This window comes from Nocardia sp. N2S4-5 (genome assembly GCF_044628355.1).
Classification (GTDB): domain Bacteria; phylum Actinomycetota; class Actinomycetes; order Mycobacteriales; family Mycobacteriaceae; genus Nocardia; species Nocardia wallacei_B.
The window spans coordinates 3,668,884-3,686,119 of the sequence record NZ_JBIUPM010000001.1 but is presented as its reverse complement, the minus strand read 5'-3'; the positions used below and the strand labels follow the sequence as shown (position 1 = coordinate 3,686,119).

Sequence of the window (17,236 nt, the reverse complement as noted above, 5' to 3'; positions counted from 1 at the left end):
TCCTGAGTGTTTGCCATCGAATCGGTCGATCATCGAGACCGGAAAGCAGCCGCCCCGAAGGGCTTCGGCTGGGAGAATCCGGGGCATGAACGGACCGCTGATGGGGGCGGGTCATACCGCCCCGGCACCGTGATCGATATCTACCGCAGTGCCGCGGGCCACCGAATACTGACCGAGCTTTACCGAGAACGATTGGCGCAGGCGCCGATTCCGCTGGAACAGCGCCGCGTGCCGGTCCCCGGCGGGGAGACCTTCGTGCTCGCCGCGGGATCTCCGTCCGCGCCGGCACTGGTGCTGCTGCACGGCTCGTCGACGAACTCCACCGCCTGGTTGTCCTCGATGACGGTGCTGGCCAGCCGGTTTCGCGTGCTGGCCGTGGACATCATCGGCGAACCCGGGCTGAGCGCCCCGATCCGTCCGCCATTGGAGTCCGACCGGTACGCGGCCTGGCTGGACGCCGTGCTGGACCGCTGCGAGGTCGGGGAGGCGGCCGTCCTGGCGGCGTCGCTGGGCGGCTGGATCGCGCTCGACCACGCGGTGCGGCGGCCGGGCCGGATCACCCGGATGGCCCTGTTGAATCCGAGCGGAATCGGGCGTCAGCGATGGGGTTTCGTGGTTCCGGCGCTGCTGTTGTCACTCGGCGGCGGTCCGGGCCGCCGCGCGCTGGCCCGCTATGTGCTGGGCGCCGGACTGCGCGGCGTGCCCGACGCCGACCGCCTGGTGGCCGACACCGCGACCATCACCAGACATTTTCGCCCGCGCACCGACACACTGCCGATCTTCACCGGCGACCAGCTGGCCGGAATCGAGGCGAAACTGCTGGCGGTGGTCGGCGCCCGGGACGCCCTGCTCGACTCGGTGCAGACCTACCAGCGGCTGCGCGAACACACTCGCGCCGAACTGCACCTGCTACCCGACGTCGGTCACCTCATCCCGCCGCAGGGCGAGCCGATCACGAATTTCCTACTGGGCGAGGTCGATTGATCCCGCCGCCGGACGCGGGCAGGTGTCAGGGTGACGGTAGCCGGACAGGAATGGTTGTGAACTTCGGCACTCGGCGCGGTGGTCCGGCCGCCCGGGTTGCTGGCCGGGCACGGGGCGGTCGTCCGCTCGTTCGCCTGCTCGCCGGGGTCGCGTGTCGCGCCGAAGCCGCTGGTGCGCAGCCACCATGTAGCGACTCCGGCGAAAGTACGGTCCGTTCGGTTCTGCGCCGGTCGCGTGCGTTCGGCTCCGGCTCAATATTCTGTTTGCATGAGTGCGCAGACCGAGGGCCGGAACGGTCCGTTACCCCGCGGCCGGCACCGCCTGTCCCGGGCGGAGGTGCAGTCCTCGCAGTACCGGAGACTGTGCGGGGCGGCGCTGGTGGCCGTCGGCGAACTCGGTTACTCCGCGACCACCGTCGCCGACATCGTGTCCCGGGCGCAGGTGGCGCGGCGCACCTTCTACGCAATGTTCGCCGGTAAGGACGAATGCTTCGCAGCCGCTTACGATTACGGCGTCGAGCTGGGGTTGCGCCGGTTGCGCGAGGCGGTGGACGCCGCGGATCCGGTCAATTTCCACGAGCGCGTGCGCACGCTGTTCGAGATCTACCTGTCGGTGCTGGCCGGCCAGCCCGCCGCGGCGCGTGCGCTCTATGTGGAGACGCTGGTGGCGGGCGCGCCGCTGGTGGCGCATCGGGCGCGGGTGCATCGGCTGTTCGCCGACTATCTGGCCGATGTCGCCCGATTGGGTGTCACCCGTGGGGAATTGGCCGCGGAACCGGATCGGGAACTGATCGACATGCTGCTCGGCGGCATCGACGATCGCATTCGCGCCTGCCTGTACGAGCGCGGCGCGGCGGCGCTGCCCGAGCTGGCGCCGTTGTTCGCCCGCACCGCGCTGGCGCTGTGCGGGGAGCGGTATTGATCAGTGAACCCCGTTGCCGGGCACGGCATCTCGATAGGTTCGCGCGATGAGAGCGGCCCGCAGGTACCACAGGCCGCTGGGCTGCGCCGGGTCCAGGCCGGTGAGCTGGCCGATCCGTTTGAGCCGGTAGTCGACGGTATTGGTGTGCACCTGCAGCTGGCGGGCCGTGCGCTGGCGGGACAGGCCCGTCGCCAGATGCCGCCGCAGCGTGTCGAGCAGGTCGGGATAGGCGTCCAGCGGATCGAGCAGTGCGCCGAGCCGGTCCAGTCCGGGGCCGGGGCGGGTGAGCTGATACTCCATGGCCAGATCGGCGAACCGGTACAGGCCGGGCGAGCTGTCCAGGCGCAGCACCATGTCGAGCAGTTCGTGCGCCCGGTCCGCGGCGTCCGGAATCTGTTGGGTCGCAGCGGTGATCACGGTGGCCGTGACGGGTACCTGTGCCGCGGTGGACAATCCGAGCACCAGCTCGTCGAGCCCGCCGGAGGCGACGGTGTCCGCGGCGGCCATGTCCTCGGGGATCAGCAGGGTGCCGCCGTCCACGCTGAGCAGCGACAGCGCCCGGCCGCCGCAGCGGGCGCCGAGCTCCGCCTGTAGTCGGCGAAGTTTGCGGCGCGCGACCACCTTCGGATCGACACCGGGGTGCGATTCGTCGCGATGGCGCGGTACGTGCACCGCGAGGATGGCGTACGCCGCGGCGATCTCGATGCCGCTCTCCCGGGCCATGGTGGAGGTCGGGTGCCCGGCGAGCAGCGCCGAGACGAGGGTGTGCACCGCCGTGTGGTGTTCGGTGACCGCCGCCTGATGCTCGCGCACGTAGGCCAGCGCGACCGCGGGGGTGATGGTGTCGAGGGTGCGTAGTAGAAGCTGCGCGGGGTTCTCGGGCCGGTCGGTGGGATCGGTGCGATTCAGCAGGAGATCGAACGACAGCCGGAATCCCTCGTGCACCGCGTGGTGCACGGTGTCGATCGGGATGCCCTCGCGGGCCCAGTCCGCCGCGGCGCGCTGCAACCGCTCGACCTTGTCGGCGGGGTCGCGGCCCTCGAGCAGGTCGATCGTCAGTTCCAGGCAGACCCGGGTGACGGTGGTGATGTCACCGTGCAGGGCGTCGCCGGGCAGGGTGGCGCAGGTCGCCACATGAGTGGCGAAGTGGCCGACCAGTTGCCGGGACAGGCTCCGGAGATCGTGAGGTGTGCGTCCGCTCATGCAGGGCTCCGCGCTGGGGTTATTCAAGGAACTATAACGTTCCTATTGGCGGCCAACCCTAGCGACGGCACCCCGGCCGGCGCAACTTCCCGTCTCGAAAGTGCCGCGCGCCCGCACACTTTCGGCTATTCGCGGACGATCTCGAGTATGGGGCGTCACCCGTGCGCTGTGCGTGCCGCGGCCAGCGGCGCAGAGCCGTTCGAGCCGCGCGAGTCGGTGCTCGCGGGTTCCCCGATGCGGCGCGAACGGTAGCTGGATGCGCGGAAAACATGCGAATTCCGGCCGCCGCGGTCGCACAGCGGGGGTCGTCGTGCGGACGCGTGTCCGATCCGCGCCACGGTTCACAGGGGAGCCGGTGCCGCGGCCTGGCGTTCGTCGAATTGCACTCGGGCGGCGAGGATCTCGTCCTTGTGCTCGACGGTCCAGTCGCCCAGCAGGTGGGTGACCCGGCCCAGGCTCGCGCCCAGTTCGGTCAGCGCGTACTCCACGCGCGGCGGCACGGTCGGATACACCGAGCGACGGACCAGACCCTCGCGTTCCAGGGTGCGCAGCGTCTGGGTGAGCATCTTCTGCGTGATGCCGTCCAGGCGGCGGCGCAGATCGTTGAACCGGACGGGACCTCCCTCGGCTCGCAGCACGCCCAGCACCAGCAGCACCCACTTGTCCGCCAGCACGGCGAGGATCTCGCGCGCGGGGCACCGGTGCAGGTAGCTGCCCACCAGGCCGTCCGGGTCGGCATCCCAGTCACACATGGTATCCATCGGGTACCTCGGTATCGAAATAGTGCCTTCTTCCCAACGGATACTACGGCACAACAGAATCGAGATCATGCGAGCGATTACTCAGAAGACATTCGGCGGCCCGGACGTGCTGGAGACCGCGGACCTGCCCCGCCCGGCGCCGCAGCCCGGCGAGGTGCTGGTGCGCGTGGCCGCCACCTCGGTGAACCCGGCGGACTGGAAGCTCCGGTCCGGCGAGGTGATGCGGGTGGGCGAGCCGCCCTTCACGCTCGGCTTCGACGTATCGGGCACGGTGGCCGAACTCGGTGCCGGGGTGACGGCGTTCGATCTCGGCGACGAGGTGTTCGGCATGCTGCTGAGCCGGTCCGGGGCCTACGCCGAATACGTTGCGCTACCGGCGGATTCGCTGGCCCGCAAGCCCGCCGAACTCGATCACGTGCACGCCGCGGCCCTGCCCGTGGCGGCGCTGACCGGATGGCAGGCGCTCGCCGGGCTGCGGGCCGGGCAGCGCGTGCTCATTCATGCCGCCGCCGGTGGAGTCGGCCATTTGGCAGTGCAATTCGCCAAGGCACGCGGCGCCTACGTGATCGGCACCGCCCGCGCCGCCAATCACGAATTCCTGCGCGGGCTCGGCGTCGATGAGCCGATCGACTACACGGCCATCGATTTCGCCGAGGCGGTGCGCGACGTCGATGTCGTCCTCGATCTCATCGGCGGCGAGTACGGCTCGCGCTCGCTGCGCGTGCTGCGGCCCGACGGCCGGTATATCGACACGCAGGGTTCGGACGCCGAGCAGGATCCGCGCTACGTCCGCGTCTACGTCGAACCGTCCGGCGCCGAACTGCACGAGATCGCCGGCTGGGCCGCGCGCGGCGAACTGCACGTCGAGGTCGAGCGAGTGCTGTCGCTGGCGGATGTGGCGGAGGCGCACAAGCTCAGCGAGTCCGGGCGGGTCCGCGGCAAGATCGTGCTGTTGCCCTGGGCGGTCGACTGAGCCCGCGCGGAAATGCCGTTGCGGGAGCCCGGCCGCGCGGCATGATGGTCGCCATGGACGCGCACGAGGAGCTGATCGATCTCGCCGAACGGTATTGGGACAGCGTGCTCGAATCGTCGCCCAGTTCCGCGACCCTGTTGGGGGACAGGCGCTTCGACGATCGCATCGAAGACCTGTCCGAAGCCGCCGAACAACTTCTGCTGTCGGCCTGGCAGGGGATGCTGGGGGAGGTGTCGGTGCTGGATCCGGCGCGGCTGGACGCGCGGGACCGCATCACCCGAAGCCTGCTGCAGAACGAGCTGGAGTCGGGGATCGACCGGCTGTCCTGGCGGCCCGCGGAGCTGGCGTCGGATCAGATGGACGGCGTGCACGCCGGCATCCTGACGCTGGCCCCGCAGGTCAACGCGCCGCGGCCGGAGCACGCGTGGGCGCTCGTGCGGCGGCACCGGCAGTTCGGCACGCTGCTGGGCCAGGCGGTCGAGCGATTCCGGGCGGGCCTGAAAGGCGGTCGGACGCCGGCCCGGATCACCGTCGAGCGCTCCCTCAACCAACTCGACGGCTACCTCGCCTCCGATCTCGTGACCGACCCGTTCGTCACCTTCCCCGGGCCCGCCGAGTGGGACGAGGAAAACGCTTGGCGCGCAACGCTGTCGGAGGTCGCCCGGGACGTGATCCGTCCGGCCTTCCGGTCCTACCGCGACATGCTCGCCGACGAACTGCTCCCCGCGGCCCGGCCCGACGACGAACCGGGTCTGTGCTGGCTGGGCGCCGACGGCGAGGACATCTACCGGCGCCTGCTCCGCCACCACACCACCCTGCCCGACCTGGGCGCCGACGAGATCCACGAGTTGGGCCTGGCCGAGCTGGAGCGGTTGCGCGAGGAGTACGCCGAGGTGGGCGAGCGGCTGTTCGGCACCACCGAGCAGGCCGCGATCTTCGCCCGGCTGCGGGCGGACACCACGCTGCGCTACACCGACGGCGCCGAGATCCTGGCCGACGCGAAGCGCTACCTGAGCGCCGCGACCGCCGAGATGCCGCGCTGGTTCGGCCGGCTGCCGCGCGAAGGATGCGATATCGCACCGGTCCCGGATTTCCTGGCCGCGGACGCGCCCGGCGCGTACTACTTCCCGCCCGCCGCGGACGGTTCCCGGCCCGGGGCGTACTTCGTCAATCTGCACGAAGCGCAGGGCCGCAACCGATTCGAGACCGCCGCGGTGGCGTTCCACGAGGCCATACCGGGTCACCACCTGCAACTCACCATCGCCAACGAACTCGACGGGTTGCCGCGCTTCCAGCGGCAGTCGTTCAGCAATACCGCCTTCGTGGAGGGCTGGGCGCTCTATACCGAGCGGCTCGCCGACGAAATGGGTTTGTACGACGACGATCTCGCGCGGGTCGGCATGCTGGCCGCCGACTCCTGGCGCTCGTGCCGGCTGGTGGTCGACACCGGTCTGCACGCCAAGGGCTGGAGCCGTCAGCGGGCGATCGACTTCATGACCGCCAACGCGCCGGTCGCGGTGTCGGAGATCCTCGTCGAGGTCGACCGCTATATCGCGATTCCCGGCCAGGCCGTCGCCTACAAGGTGGGTCAGCTCGAGATCCGGCGGCAGCGGGCGCTGGCGGCCGAACGGCTCGGGGCGGACTTCGACATCCGGGCGTTCCACGATGCCGTACTGGGCGCGGGCTCGGTGAGCCTGCCGGTGTTGCGAGAACTGGCCGCCACGCTGTAGCCCCTCGCTTCGGGCCGCGTGCAGGAATACGGGCGTGTCCTGGTGCCTCGTGTCCGAATAATCGGCCTCTAACGGGCCGTGAGTTTTCGGTCGCATGATCACGTGCGGCGATCTGGTGTGTCTGCTTCCGGCGGCGCTGGCAAATGCGGTTCAATCGATGGTGATCGACGAGTTCTACCTGCATGCTCCCGCCGCCCACCGTGTCATCCGGGCGGACTGCTTCACACCGGCATCACCTCAGCATCCGAGAGGACACGAACGTGAGCATGGTTCTCGCCGCCCACGATATGTACAGCACGGTGCTAGCCCAGGTCGGCAATCCGACGCCGGAAACCCCACCGGCCGCCGACAAGCTGATGAAATTGGTCCGGTACTTCACCTGGTTCGTTCTGCTGTCCGGCGTCACGGCCGTCACCTACGGCGGTGGCAAGTTCGCCTGGGAGAAGTGGAGCGGCGGTGCCCTGGAATCGCCGAAGATGATCGCGGGCGCCATGATCGGTGGTGGTGTCGCGACCAGCGCGGGCACCATCATGAACGCCGTCATCGGCAGCTGATCCGGTACCCGTGCGGGTGTGCCGAGGTCCGGCACACCCGCTGACGCGTGCGCTCAGCCCTGGCCGAGCATGGCCCGCATCTGCTGGATCTCCGCCTGCTGAGCGGCGACGATGCCCTGGGCGAGGTTCCGGGCGTCGGGGTTGGCGCCCTGCGCCAGTTCGGTATTCGCCATATCGATCGCGCCCTGGTGGTGCGCGATCATCATGTTCAGCCACATGCGGTCGAACTCGGGGCCGGTGGCGGCGCGCAGCGCGGTCATCTCGTCCTGCGACATCATGCCGGGCATCTCGTGCCCCATCGCGCCCGGCGCGGGCTTGCCGAAGGCGGTCAGCAACTCGGTGAACTGCTGCATCTCCGGCGCCTGCGCCCGCTCGACGTTCGCCGCCAGCGCGATGAGCTGCTGATTCTGTGACCGGCCCGGCACCAGCTTCGCCATGTCGACGGCCTGTGCGTGGTGCGGATACATCATCTGCAGGAAGGTCACGTCGGCGTCGGTGAAGTCGGTGCGGGTGGGCGCGGTCGGGCTCGACGGCGTGCCGTGGTGCATGCCGGGCATAGCCGACATTCCGGTCGCCGGTGCGCTCGGTGCGGTGGTGGTGTCGCCGGAGTCGTCACCGCCGCATCCGGCGACGAGCAGCGCCACGGCGATTCCGGTGCCGGCCAAGGTGATTCGGGTACGCGAGAGGGACATGTCATTCTCCTCGGAATAGGGGTCGTGCTGAGGTGGACCGGGAAAACCCGCGTCCGCACGCGAGCCGCGCGCCGACGCGGCGGCCCATCAGATCCGCAGAATCGACAATTCCGGTAGTGAGAGCACCGTCCAGGGCGGCGACCGCGCCCCGCCGGACCGCTCGAGCCGTACCCACAATCCGGCCGCGCCCCGCCGCACCCCCACCCAAGCCAGTACCACCAGCCCGAGCAACAGGGCCAGCGCCACCAGCACGAAGACACACCCGTGCAGTCCGTGATGCCCGCCCCCACAATCGGCACACCCTGTATCGCCGCCCGCCTCGGCGTGCGTCTCCAATACCTGTGCCCGGTCGGACCAATGCTCCGATGAGGCCATGGATTCAGCGGCGATGCTCGGGACGCCAATGCCTACGATCCCCGGGGCGAGAGTGTGCCTGGTATCGGCGGTGTGTGTGAGTCCACGGATGGCGAAGTGCGTCAGTCCGGGGCGAGTGAAGTGTGTGAGTCGAGGGTCGTCAGTGCGTTCTGCCTCGGCACCGCGCGTATGCCGGGGAGCGCCGGTGTATGAGAGGTCAGGTGCTGCGACGCGTGTGAGTCCGGGGTCGGTGGTGTGTTCGGGCCCAGGGGCTGCGGCGTGTGTGAGACCAGGGGTGGCCGTGTGCGTGTGGGCGGGGGTGGTGGCGTAGGCGTGACCGGCGGCGAAGACGACTGCGTGCATCAGTGCGACGCCGGTCAGCAGTACCAGGATGCCGAGGGCGCGGATGTGGCCGGGGGCTCGGGAGAGCGGCGGCAGACCGGCGGCGCGGGGCGGGGCGGCGTCGCCGGTGCTGCGCTGCTGGTCGGTCACGCGGCCCATTGTAAGGGCTCGGTGGCCTATACCCCGTAGTGGTATGGAATAGGCGCGCGCTTCGCGTGTTCGACTCAGTTGTTGAGCCGAGCTAACGGAGGTTGTTCTTGACTGTCGCCACCGGAAAACCGGCCATCGGGCTTCGCTCCGAGCGTGGGGCGATCCTCGCCGCGCTGATGCTGTCGACCTCGCTGGTGGCGCTGGATTCCACCATCATCGCCACGGCGGTACTCACCATCACCGCCAATCTCGGCGGCTTCGCGCAGTTCCCTTGGCTGTTCTCGATATATCTGCTGGCGCAGGCGATCACGGTGCCGATCTACGGCAAGCTCGCCGACACCTTCGGCCGGAAACCGGTGATGCTGTTCGGCATCGCGGTCTTCGCGCTCGGCTCGCTGCTGTGCGGCCTCGCCACCAGCATGGTGGCGCTCATCGTCTTCCGGGCGATCCAGGGCATCGGCGCGGGCGCGGTGCAGCCGATGTCGATGACCATCGCCGGTGACATTTACACCCTCGAGGAGCGCGCCACCGTGCAGGGCTACCTGGCGAGCGTGTGGGCCGCCTCCTCGGTGCTCGGCCCGCTACTGGGCGGCGTGTTCTCCGAATACCTGAGCTGGCGCTGGATCTTCCTGGTCAACCTGCCGCTGGCGGCGCTGGCGGGATGGATGCTGATCCGTTCGTTCCGCGAGACCGCGCCCCGGCGGCAGCGGCGCAGTGTCGACTATCTCGGTGCGGCGCTGCTCGCCGGTGGCGCCGGCGCCCTGATCCTCGGACTGCTGGAGGGCGGGCACTCCTGGGCGTGGCTCTCACCGATCGGCATCGGGGTGTTCGCGGGCGGCGCGGCGCTGCTGGCGCTGTTCGTGGTCGTCGAGCGGAACGCCGCCGATCCGATCCTGCCGTTGTGGGTCTTCACCCGGCGCATCGTCGTCACCAGCAGCCTGGCCTCGCTGCTCGTCGGCGCCGTCATGCTCGGATTGACCTCGTACGTACCGACTTTCGCGCAGGGCGTGCTCGGCGTGGGTGCGCTGGTAGCGGGCCTGGCCGTGGGCGCGCTGACCCTGGGCTGGCCTATCACTGCCTCGCAGGCGGGCCGGTTGTACCTGCGCATCGGGTTCCGCGGGACCGCGCTGATCGGCAGCGTCGTGGCCGCGCTCGGCGCCCTGTCGACTCTGCTGCTCGGCGCGGATTCCGGGCTGTGGCAGGTGGCGCTGAGCTGCTTCGTGGTCGGCGCCGGGCTGGGACTGGTCGCCACCCCGACGCTGATCGCCGCGCAGACCGGCGCCGAGTGGAGCGAGCGCGGGGTGGTGACGGGCGCCAATATGTTCGCCCGCTCGATCGGCAGCGCGGTCGGGGTCGCGGTGTTCGGCGCGCTGGTCAACATGCGAGTCGGCGCGGCCGGGAATCCCGAGCCTGCACTGCTGTCCGCCGGGATCCATCTGGTGTTCGCCGGTGTCGCGGCGATGGCCGTCGTCATGGTGCTGGCGGCCGCGGCATTGCCGCGCGACCGGGCCGGACACGCCGCGCCGGACCTGCCCGCGGCGTAGGGTGGGCGCATGGGACAGTTCGGCGAACTCCTGCACGGCGGCAGATTGCGCAAGGAGAGCGACGACGAGGCGGGCACCGGTGAATCGTTCGAGATCGGTTCGCTCGACCTCGACCGCGGCGTGATCCGGCTGAACCCACGCCCCGAGACGCGCGGCGAACCCTCGGAGGACTAGTCGTCGCAGGCCGTCCCCGCCACTCGAAGATTGCGGTAAATTTGCTGTCAATCGACCCGTGCGGTACCGGACCCGGAAGGGGACCAGGATGGCCGACCAACTCGATCCCGTGGTGGCGAGGCTCGTGGACGCGCTCAACGCCGGCGACCGCCCCGCCTTCTTCGACCTACTCACCGACGACGCCACCATGTCCGACGACGGCACCGACCGTGATCTGCGGCAATGGGTGCAGAGCGAGGTCTTCGACAGCAATGGCCGATTGAGCGTCGACCCGGACTCCCTCTCCGAGGGCGGCCGCGCCTTCGTCGCCGACTACGCCAACGATCGCTGGGGCTCCATGCGCACGGCCTGGCGATTCGTCGTGACGGACGGCAAGATCGACCGCTTCGAAACCGGGCAGGCCTGAGGCTCAGCCGGTCGCGATGTCGACGACCAGCCGCCCCGGATTCTCCAGCGCGTCGACGGAGAAGGCGGGCCGCTCCGCGTTCACCCCGATGAACGACTGCGTCGTGCCCTCGAAGACCAGGGTGCGGTAGACGCCCGCGATCCCTGGTGAGCTGGGAGCGGTGACCGGATCGGGGCCCTCGTACTGGGCGACCCCGCTGTCCCACGGATACGCCGAACCCAGGATCTGCACCTCCAGAATCGACTGCCCGGCCACGTCGACCGGCTTGCCGCTACCGTCCTGCACCGCGCGATCGGTGTACTGCACCCGCCAGCCCGGAGTGCCGGTGCCGCCGAGTTCGTACACCACGCGATCGAAACCCGGATGGTGCCCGACCCGCACATTGGTCACGGTCAGCCGTGCGTCGTCCGAGGGCGCGCGCTGCTGCGGACCGGTGGCCGTCGGCGGCGATTCCGGCGCCGCCGCCACCGTCGAGCGCGTGGACGCCGGTGCGCCGGGATCGGATGAACTGTCCGAGCAACCCGCCAGCAGTGCGAGCCCCGCGACCACCGTGAATGCCAGCCTGTTACGCATGAGGCCGATGGTATGCGGTGTTACGGCCGGGGTCGGCGCGACGACACGGCAACGATCTAGCACACTGTAGGAGTGCAGGAGGTCGACGATGTGCTGAGCCGGTTGCGGCGCTATCCGGATGTGGAGGCGGTGAATCTCTACGCGGTCGATGCCGCGGATCGGCTGATCCTGGATGTGGCCCGAGACGCCCTGGCGGCGGCGGGCAGTGGCCGGATCGCCGTCATAGACGACGGCTACGGGGCGCTCACCCTGGGCGCCGCCGCGGCCCACGACCTGAGCGCGGTCCGCGTGCACCAGGATCTGCTCACCGGCGAACTCGCGCTGGCCAACAACGCGCGTGCCGTCGGCCTGGCCGATCGATACAGCACCCACGAGCTGGGCCGCCGGCTGCTCGAGGACGTCAAGGTGGTGTTGCTGCGGCTGCCGCGGGCGTTGTCGGGACTGGCCGAGATCGCGGATGCCATTGCGCGCTACGCCGATCCGGAGGTCGAGGTGTTCGCCGGGGCTCGTGACAAGTACCTGACCCCCGCCATGAACGACGTACTGGCCGAGTCGTTCGGATCGGTGCGGGCCAGCCGCGGTCGGCAGAAGTCGCGGATCCTGCTGGCCCGCGACCCCAAACCCGTTGGCAGCCTGCCCTTTCCGGTACGCAAGCAGCTCGACGAGATGGACCTCGAGGTCGTCGCGCACGGTGCCGCGTTCTCCGGCCCGCGGCTCGATATCGGCACCCGATTCCTGCTCGACCACGTGCGCCGGATGAAGCCGGACGCCCGCGACGCCATCGATCTCGGTTGTGGCACCGGGATTCTGGCCGTCGCGCTGGCGAAGGCGCGGCCGCAGGTCAGCGTGGTCGGCACCGATCAGTCCGCGGCCGCGGTCGCCTCCGCGCGGGCCACGGCCGCGGTCAACGGGGTCGCCGATCGGGTGACGGTGCTGCGCGACGACGCCATGACCGGCGTGGCCGGGCACAGTGCCGATCTCGTCCTGTGCAACCCCCCTTTCCACGTCGGCGCGGCCGTGCACACCGGTTCGGCGATCAAGATGTTCTCCGAGACCGGCCGCGTGCTGCGACCCGGCGGCGAACTGTGGACGGTCTACAACTCGCATCTGAACTATCGTGGGGTGATGGAGCGCTTGGTCGGCAAGACCGATGTGGTGGGCCGCAATCGCAAATTCACCGTGACGCGGTCGGTGCGCGGTTTGTACGACGTTCGGCAGGAGTAGTTCTCCGGCAGTAGAGTCCGCTTTGTCCGATTTTTTGCCCGGTTCGGGAACTTGCGCCCGCCGCGGCACGTTGGATACTCAGAACGGCCACGAGAGACGTGGACCGCGACCTTCGGAAAGGCACGGGAACGGTGCGCACCTCAAGCAACCCGATCTTCAAGAATTTGCCGCAGCAACAAGGGGGTTATGCGGGGTTCGGTTCGGCCGCGGCCGGCGCCGGACAGTTCGCGCAGTACGGGCAGCAGTACCCGCCGCAGGGTTACGAGCAGCCGTACCAGCAGCCCGCGCAGGCCACCCGGCCGATGACGATCGACGACGTCGTCACCAAGACCGGCATCACGCTGGGCGTGGTGACGATCGCGGCGATCCTGTCCTACGCGCTGACCGCCGCCAATCACGCGCTGGCTCCCCTGTTCGTCATCGTCGGCGGACTGGTCGGCCTGGTGCTGGTGCTGGTCGCGACGTTCGGCCGCAAGCAGGACAATCCGGCCATCGTCCTGAGTTACGCCGCCGCCGAGGGCCTGTTCCTGGGCGCGCTGTCGTTCATGTTCACCAATATCGCGTTCGGCGGTGTCGGCGGATCCGGGCTGATCGCGCAGGCGGTGCTCGGCACGTTCGGCGTGTTCTTCGGCATGCTCGTGGTCTACAAGACCGGCGCCATCCGGGTCACGCCGCGATTCACCCGGATGATCGTGGGCGCCATGATCGGCGTCGTGGTCCTGATGCTGGGCAATATGGTCGCCGCGTTCTTCACCCCGGGCGGATTCGGCCTGCGTGACGGCGGCGCGCTGTCGATCGTGTTCAGCCTGGTCGTGATCGCGATCGCCGCGTTCAGCTTCCTGCTCGATTTCGACGCCGCCGACCAGCTGATCCGCGCGCAAGCGCCGGAGAAGGCCGCGTGGGGCGTGGCCCTGGGCCTGACCGTCACCCTGGTCTGGCTGTACCTGGAGATCCTGCGCCTGCTGAGCTACTTGCAGAACGATTAGTACTCGGCCGCAAGCCGAACGGGTGGTCACCGAATACTCGGTGACCACCCGTTTTTCGTGCGCCGAGCCGAGCGGTACCCTCGGGCGGCGAGAAAGGGGAAGGTCCGTGCCGTATGCCGTAGCGGGGGACGGGATTCGCCTCGCCTATCAGGCGGAGGGCGACGGGTTCCCGCTGTTGCTGATCGCCGGGCAGTCGAACAACCATCACTGGTGGGACGGTATTCGCGACGATTTCCACGGCGCGCACCGCACCATCACCTTCGACTACCGAGGCACCGGCGCCAGCGATAGGCCCGATATCCTGTACAGCACACCGGGATTCGCCGACGATGCGATCGCGGTCCTGGACGAACTCGGTATCGACCGGGCCGATGTGTACGGCACCTCGATGGGCGGCCGGGTGGCGCAGTGGGTCGCGGCACGGTATCCGGAACGCGTGCGCGCGCTGGTACTCGGCTGCACGTCGCCCGGCGGGAAGCACGGTGTCGACCGCGGCCCGGAGATCCGCGGCCTGCTCGCGAATCCGGCAACGGCGCACCAGGCCCTGCGCGAACTCATGTACACCCCGGCCTGGCTCGCCGCCCACCCCGGCCCCCACCAGACCCTCGGCGACCCGGACATGCCGTCCTACGCCCGCCGGCGCCACCTGATCGCCAGCCACCGCCACGATGCCTGGGAAGTGTTGCCGGACATCACGTCTCCGACACTGGTCGTGCACGGCAGTGACGACCGCTTCAACCCCGCCGCGAACGCCCCCTTGCTCGCCGACCGCATTCCGGCCGCCGAACTGCACCTGATCCCGGGCGCCAGGCATGCCTACTTCGTGGAATTCCGTTCCGTCGCAAGCCCTCTGGTCCGCGACTTCCTCGCCGCCGTCCGGCACTGACGACGGTCAGTCGGCCAGCAGGGCCGCGGGCAGCACGTCGGTGGCGACATGGTCGTCCCCGCAGTGCTCGGCCAGCACGGCGACACCGACCGCGTTGTCCGTCCGCAGCGGCAGAATGTCCTGGTACTCCGGCGATGCGTACCAGGCTTGTGCGGCAGCGTAATCCGGGAATTCGATCACGATCACCAAGCCGTTCGCGGGCCCCTCGGCAACCAGCTGGCGCCCGCCGTGCACGATGAACTTTCCGTCGAACGGAGCGAGCGTCCCGTCGATTCGCCGCAGGTATTCGACGATCTCGGCATTGACGTCCACATCGTGCAGATGGGCTACGGCATAGGCGGTCATCTCGGGCTCCTTCGCGAAAAACTCCGGTGCCTCCGATGATTCCGCCCCGGCGCACGAAAGGCGATTACCCGACGGGTAATCGCCTTTCCGCGGCGCTCGAACGTCAGCTCAGGCGCTCGATCACCATCGCCATGCCCTGGCCGCCGCCGACGCACATGGTCTCCAGGCCGAACTGCTTGTCGTGGGTCTGGAGGTTGTTGATGAGCGTGGCGGTGATGCGGGCGCCGGTCATGCCGAACGGGTGGCCGAGGGCGATCGCGCCGCCGGACACGTTCAGCTTGTCCAGATCCATGTTCAGCTCGCGCGCCGAACCCAGCACCTGCACCGCGAAGGCCTCGTTGATCTCGTACAGGTCGATGTCGCCGATGGTCTTGCCGGCCAGCTTCAGCGCCCGCCGCGACGCCTCGATCGGACCCAGACCCATGATCTCCGGCGACAGACCCGACACGCCGGTGGACACGATGCGCGCCAGCGGGGTCAGGCCCAGTGCCTTGGCCTTGGTGTCACTCATGATGACCAGTGCCGCTGCGCCGTCGTTGAGGGGACAGGCGTTACCGGCGGTGATCGTGCCGTCCGGGCGGAACACCGGCTTGAGCTGCGACACCTTCTCGTAGGTGGTGCCCGGCCGCGGGCCGTCGTCGGTGGACACGACGCTGCCGTCGGGCAGCGTCACCGGGCTGATCTCGCGCTCGAAGAAGCCCGACTTGATGGCCTCCTCGGCGCGGTTCTGCGAGCGCACGCCCCAGTGGTCCTGGTCCTCGCGGGAGATGCCGGTGAACTGCGCGACGTTCTCCGCGGTCTGGCCCATCGCGATGTAGATGTCGGGCAGTTCGTCGTTCTCGCGCGGGTCGGTCCAGCCGCCCGAGCCGCCCTCGGCGCGCTTCACGGTGCGCGCCTCGGCATCGGCGAACGCCAGGTTGTGGGTGTCCGGCCAGCCGTCGGAGGTGCCCTTCGGGAACCGCGACACGGTCTCCACACCGGCGGAGATGAAGACCTCGCCCTCACCGGCCTTGATGGCGTGGAAGGCCATCCGGCTGGTCTGTAGCGACGACGAGCAGTACCGGTTGAGCGTGACACCGGGCAGGAAGTCGTAACCCAGATGCGTGGCCACCACCTTGGCCATGTTGAAGCCGGCCTCGCCGCCGGGCTGTCCGCAGCCGAGCATCAGATCATCGATGTCGGCGGGGGCCAGCGCGGGGACCTTGTCCAGGGCGGCGCGCACCATCTGCGCGGCGAGGTCGTCCGGGCGCATGCCTACGAGCGAGCCCTTGCCCGCGCGGCCGATGGGGGAGCGGGCAGCGGAAACGATGACGGCCTCTGGCATGAGGACTCCTTCGTCGGGTGTCGAACAACCAAGCGGCTGTTCGGTACACAGGTACGGAATTCCCTTCCGAATCTACGTCGCACCGATCGGGCTAGGAACACCCGGTATGCCCGTATCCCGCCAATCCAACTCCCGCAGCAGCGCGGGCAGCAGGTGGACGGCGGCCAATTCGTACCCGGCGGCCGAGGGATGGAAGCCGTCCGCGGAGAACAACACCTCGGGCGTGGTGCGGAAATCGTGGCCGAGCAGATCGCCCATCGGGACCGGACTGCCACCGGCGGCCCGGGTGGCGGCGACCTGCGCCCGCGCCAGCCGCACGCTCCACCCGTGCACCACCGTCCGCAGCGGCTGCGGAATCGCGACCACCGAACCGAGATCCGGGCAGGTGCCGACCACGACCACGCTGCCCGCCGCGCGCAATCGCGCCACCGCCGACCGCAGCCGCTGCGCCGAGCGCAGCACCGAATGCTTCTTGGTGACGTCGTTGGCGCCGATCAGGATCACCGCGGCGTCCGGCGGCGGCCCCGCGACGAACATCGCGTCCACCTGTCCCGCAAGGCCTTTCGAGGTGGCGCCGGAAATGGCCTTGGTGCTCAGCCGGATTCGCCGCCCGGTCGCCTCGGCCAGTCCGCGCGCGATCCGTACGCCCGGAACCTCTTCCGCGGTGCGGCAGCCGACACCCGCTGCGGTGGAGTCGCCGAAGACCATCAGGTGCAGGTCGAAAGGTATTCCGGTGCGCCATGATTCGGGCGCCGCGCAGCCCGCCGTGTAGACGCCGTCGGCCTCGGGCGGCTTGGTGGTGTCGCGGCCGATCACCGTCCGCGCGGCCTGCGCCTGCTGCATCAGCAGGCGGTACGCCGCCCACCACGCGGTCCCGGCCCCGGAACCGGCCGCCACGGTGGCCGCGCCGGTCACCGCCAAGGTGCGCCACGTTCTCGCCACGAAACCACACCACCCTCCACCACACGATCGTTGTATGCCTGCGTATATCGTGCCGGATCGGTCGAGTGTGAGCACCTGCCTGCGACGGATGTCCCAGTTGCTCCACCGATGCGACACCGATCGGGCGGATTCCGGCGAGAAAGCATCGATAGCGCCTTCTCACACGCA

20 protein-coding genes are annotated in these 17,236 nt (G+C 69.3%); 12 read left to right on the top strand and 8 right to left on the bottom strand.

All coding sequences use genetic code 11. The annotated features are described in order from the left end of the window. Positions 1-129 precede the first annotated feature (129 nt). Positions 130-984: an alpha/beta fold hydrolase gene (locus tag ACFMRZ_RS16885; protein ID WP_400179888.1), complete on the top strand. Its 855-nt coding sequence runs from the start codon at positions 130-132 to the stop codon at positions 982-984. A gap of 267 nt (positions 985-1,251) precedes the next feature. After that, positions 1,252-1,905, top strand: coding sequence for a TetR/AcrR family transcriptional regulator (locus ACFMRZ_RS16880; protein WP_400179887.1), 654 nt, complete (start codon positions 1,252-1,254; stop codon positions 1,903-1,905). Here ACFMRZ_RS16880 and ACFMRZ_RS16875 read toward each other — a convergent pair whose 3' ends face one another. Together ACFMRZ_RS16875 and ACFMRZ_RS16870 are read right to left on the bottom strand one after the other, a co-directional pair. Continuing rightward, a complete protein-coding gene (locus ACFMRZ_RS16875) occupies positions 1,906-3,108 on the bottom strand; it encodes a PucR family transcriptional regulator (RefSeq protein WP_400179886.1) in 1,203 nt (400 codons plus the stop codon). It lies immediately after the preceding gene. Positions 3,109-3,449: 341 nt separating this feature from the next. Then, positions 3,450-3,869, bottom strand: coding sequence for a winged helix-turn-helix transcriptional regulator (locus ACFMRZ_RS16870; protein WP_400179884.1), 420 nt, complete (start codon positions 3,867-3,869; stop codon positions 3,450-3,452). 67 nt (positions 3,870-3,936) lie between these two features. Here ACFMRZ_RS16870 and ACFMRZ_RS16865 point away from each other — a divergent pair, with 67 nt between their 5' ends. The 3 genes from ACFMRZ_RS16865 (at position 3,937) to ACFMRZ_RS16855 (ending at position 7,126) form a co-directional block, all read left to right on the top strand. Further along, on the top strand, positions 3,937-4,842 hold the full coding sequence (locus tag ACFMRZ_RS16865; protein WP_400179883.1) for an NADP-dependent oxidoreductase: 906 nt from the start codon (positions 3,937-3,939) through the stop codon (positions 4,840-4,842). Between the two features lie 53 nt (positions 4,843-4,895). Next, the gene (locus tag ACFMRZ_RS16860) at positions 4,896-6,572 is read left to right on the top strand and encodes a DUF885 domain-containing protein (protein WP_400179882.1); all 1,677 of its coding nucleotides are present in this window, start codon (positions 4,896-4,898) and stop codon (positions 6,570-6,572) included. 266 nt (positions 6,573-6,838) lie between these two features. Further along, on the top strand, positions 6,839-7,126 hold the full coding sequence (locus ACFMRZ_RS16855; RefSeq protein WP_187688945.1) for a hypothetical protein: 288 nt from the start codon (positions 6,839-6,841) through the stop codon (positions 7,124-7,126). Positions 7,127-7,179: 53 nt separating this feature from the next. Here the strand turns inward: ACFMRZ_RS16855 and ACFMRZ_RS16850 are convergent, their stop codons facing one another. Further along, positions 7,180-7,818 carry a DUF305 domain-containing protein gene (locus ACFMRZ_RS16850; RefSeq protein WP_400179880.1) on the bottom strand — a complete coding sequence of 213 codons (639 nt, stop codon included), beginning with the start codon at positions 7,816-7,818 and terminating at the stop codon, positions 7,180-7,182. An 87-nt stretch (positions 7,819-7,905) separates the two neighbouring features. Beyond that, positions 7,906-8,535: a hypothetical protein gene (locus ACFMRZ_RS16845; protein WP_400182887.1), complete on the bottom strand. Its 630-nt coding sequence runs from the start codon at positions 8,533-8,535 to the stop codon at positions 7,906-7,908. Between ACFMRZ_RS16845 and ACFMRZ_RS16840 the strand changes: the two genes are divergently transcribed. From ACFMRZ_RS16840 to ACFMRZ_RS16825, 4 genes are all read left to right on the top strand, one after another. Beyond that, positions 8,476-8,703, top strand: coding sequence for a hypothetical protein (locus tag ACFMRZ_RS16840; RefSeq protein WP_400183067.1), 228 nt, complete (start codon positions 8,476-8,478; stop codon positions 8,701-8,703). The genes ACFMRZ_RS16845 and ACFMRZ_RS16840 overlap by 60 nt on opposite strands. Before the next feature lie 68 nt (positions 8,704-8,771). Next, on the top strand, positions 8,772-10,208 hold the full coding sequence (locus tag ACFMRZ_RS16835; RefSeq protein ID WP_400179879.1) for an MDR family MFS transporter: 1,437 nt from the start codon (positions 8,772-8,774) through the stop codon (positions 10,206-10,208). Between the two features lie 9 nt (positions 10,209-10,217). Next, complete coding sequence (locus ACFMRZ_RS16830; protein WP_400179878.1) at positions 10,218-10,382, top strand: hypothetical protein; 165 nt, start codon at positions 10,218-10,220, stop codon at positions 10,380-10,382. 88 nt (positions 10,383-10,470) lie between these two features. After that, positions 10,471-10,788 (top strand): nuclear transport factor 2 family protein, encoded by a 318-nt coding sequence (locus ACFMRZ_RS16825; protein WP_400179877.1) that lies wholly within the window; start codon positions 10,471-10,473, stop codon positions 10,786-10,788. Between the two features lie 3 nt (positions 10,789-10,791). Here the strand turns inward: ACFMRZ_RS16825 and ACFMRZ_RS16820 are convergent, their stop codons facing one another. Continuing rightward, positions 10,792-11,361: a hypothetical protein gene (locus tag ACFMRZ_RS16820; protein ID WP_400179876.1), complete on the bottom strand. Its 570-nt coding sequence runs from the start codon at positions 11,359-11,361 to the stop codon at positions 10,792-10,794. A 72-nt stretch (positions 11,362-11,433) separates the two neighbouring features. Here ACFMRZ_RS16820 and ACFMRZ_RS16815 point away from each other — a divergent pair, with 72 nt between their 5' ends. The 3 genes from ACFMRZ_RS16815 to ACFMRZ_RS16805 all read left to right on the top strand — a co-directional run bounded on the left by ACFMRZ_RS16815 (position 11,434) and on the right by ACFMRZ_RS16805 (position 14,457). Continuing rightward, positions 11,434-12,585 carry a class I SAM-dependent methyltransferase gene (locus tag ACFMRZ_RS16815; protein WP_280274797.1) on the top strand — a complete coding sequence of 384 codons (1,152 nt, stop codon included), beginning with the start codon at positions 11,434-11,436 and terminating at the stop codon, positions 12,583-12,585. A 131-nt stretch (positions 12,586-12,716) separates the two neighbouring features. After that, positions 12,717-13,571, top strand: coding sequence for a Bax inhibitor-1/YccA family protein (locus ACFMRZ_RS16810; RefSeq protein WP_280366852.1), 855 nt, complete (start codon positions 12,717-12,719; stop codon positions 13,569-13,571). 106 nt (positions 13,572-13,677) lie between these two features. Next, positions 13,678-14,457, top strand: a complete 780-nt coding sequence (locus tag ACFMRZ_RS16805; protein ID WP_400179875.1) for an alpha/beta fold hydrolase — start codon at positions 13,678-13,680, stop codon at positions 14,455-14,457. Positions 14,458-14,463: 6 nt separating this feature from the next. Here the strand turns inward: ACFMRZ_RS16805 and ACFMRZ_RS16800 are convergent, their stop codons facing one another. From ACFMRZ_RS16800 to ACFMRZ_RS16790, 3 genes are all read right to left on the bottom strand, one after another. After that, complete coding sequence (locus tag ACFMRZ_RS16800; protein ID WP_400179874.1) at positions 14,464-14,802, bottom strand: DUF1330 domain-containing protein; 339 nt, start codon at positions 14,800-14,802, stop codon at positions 14,464-14,466. Between the two features lie 103 nt (positions 14,803-14,905). Beyond that, positions 14,906-16,126, bottom strand: a complete 1,221-nt coding sequence (locus ACFMRZ_RS16795) for an acetyl-CoA C-acetyltransferase (RefSeq protein ID WP_280274793.1) — start codon at positions 16,124-16,126, stop codon at positions 14,906-14,908. A 72-nt stretch (positions 16,127-16,198) separates the two neighbouring features. Further along, the gene (locus ACFMRZ_RS16790; RefSeq protein ID WP_400179873.1) at positions 16,199-17,068 is read right to left on the bottom strand and encodes an SGNH/GDSL hydrolase family protein; all 870 of its coding nucleotides are present in this window, start codon (positions 17,066-17,068) and stop codon (positions 16,199-16,201) included. Positions 17,069-17,236: the final 168 nt, after the last annotated feature.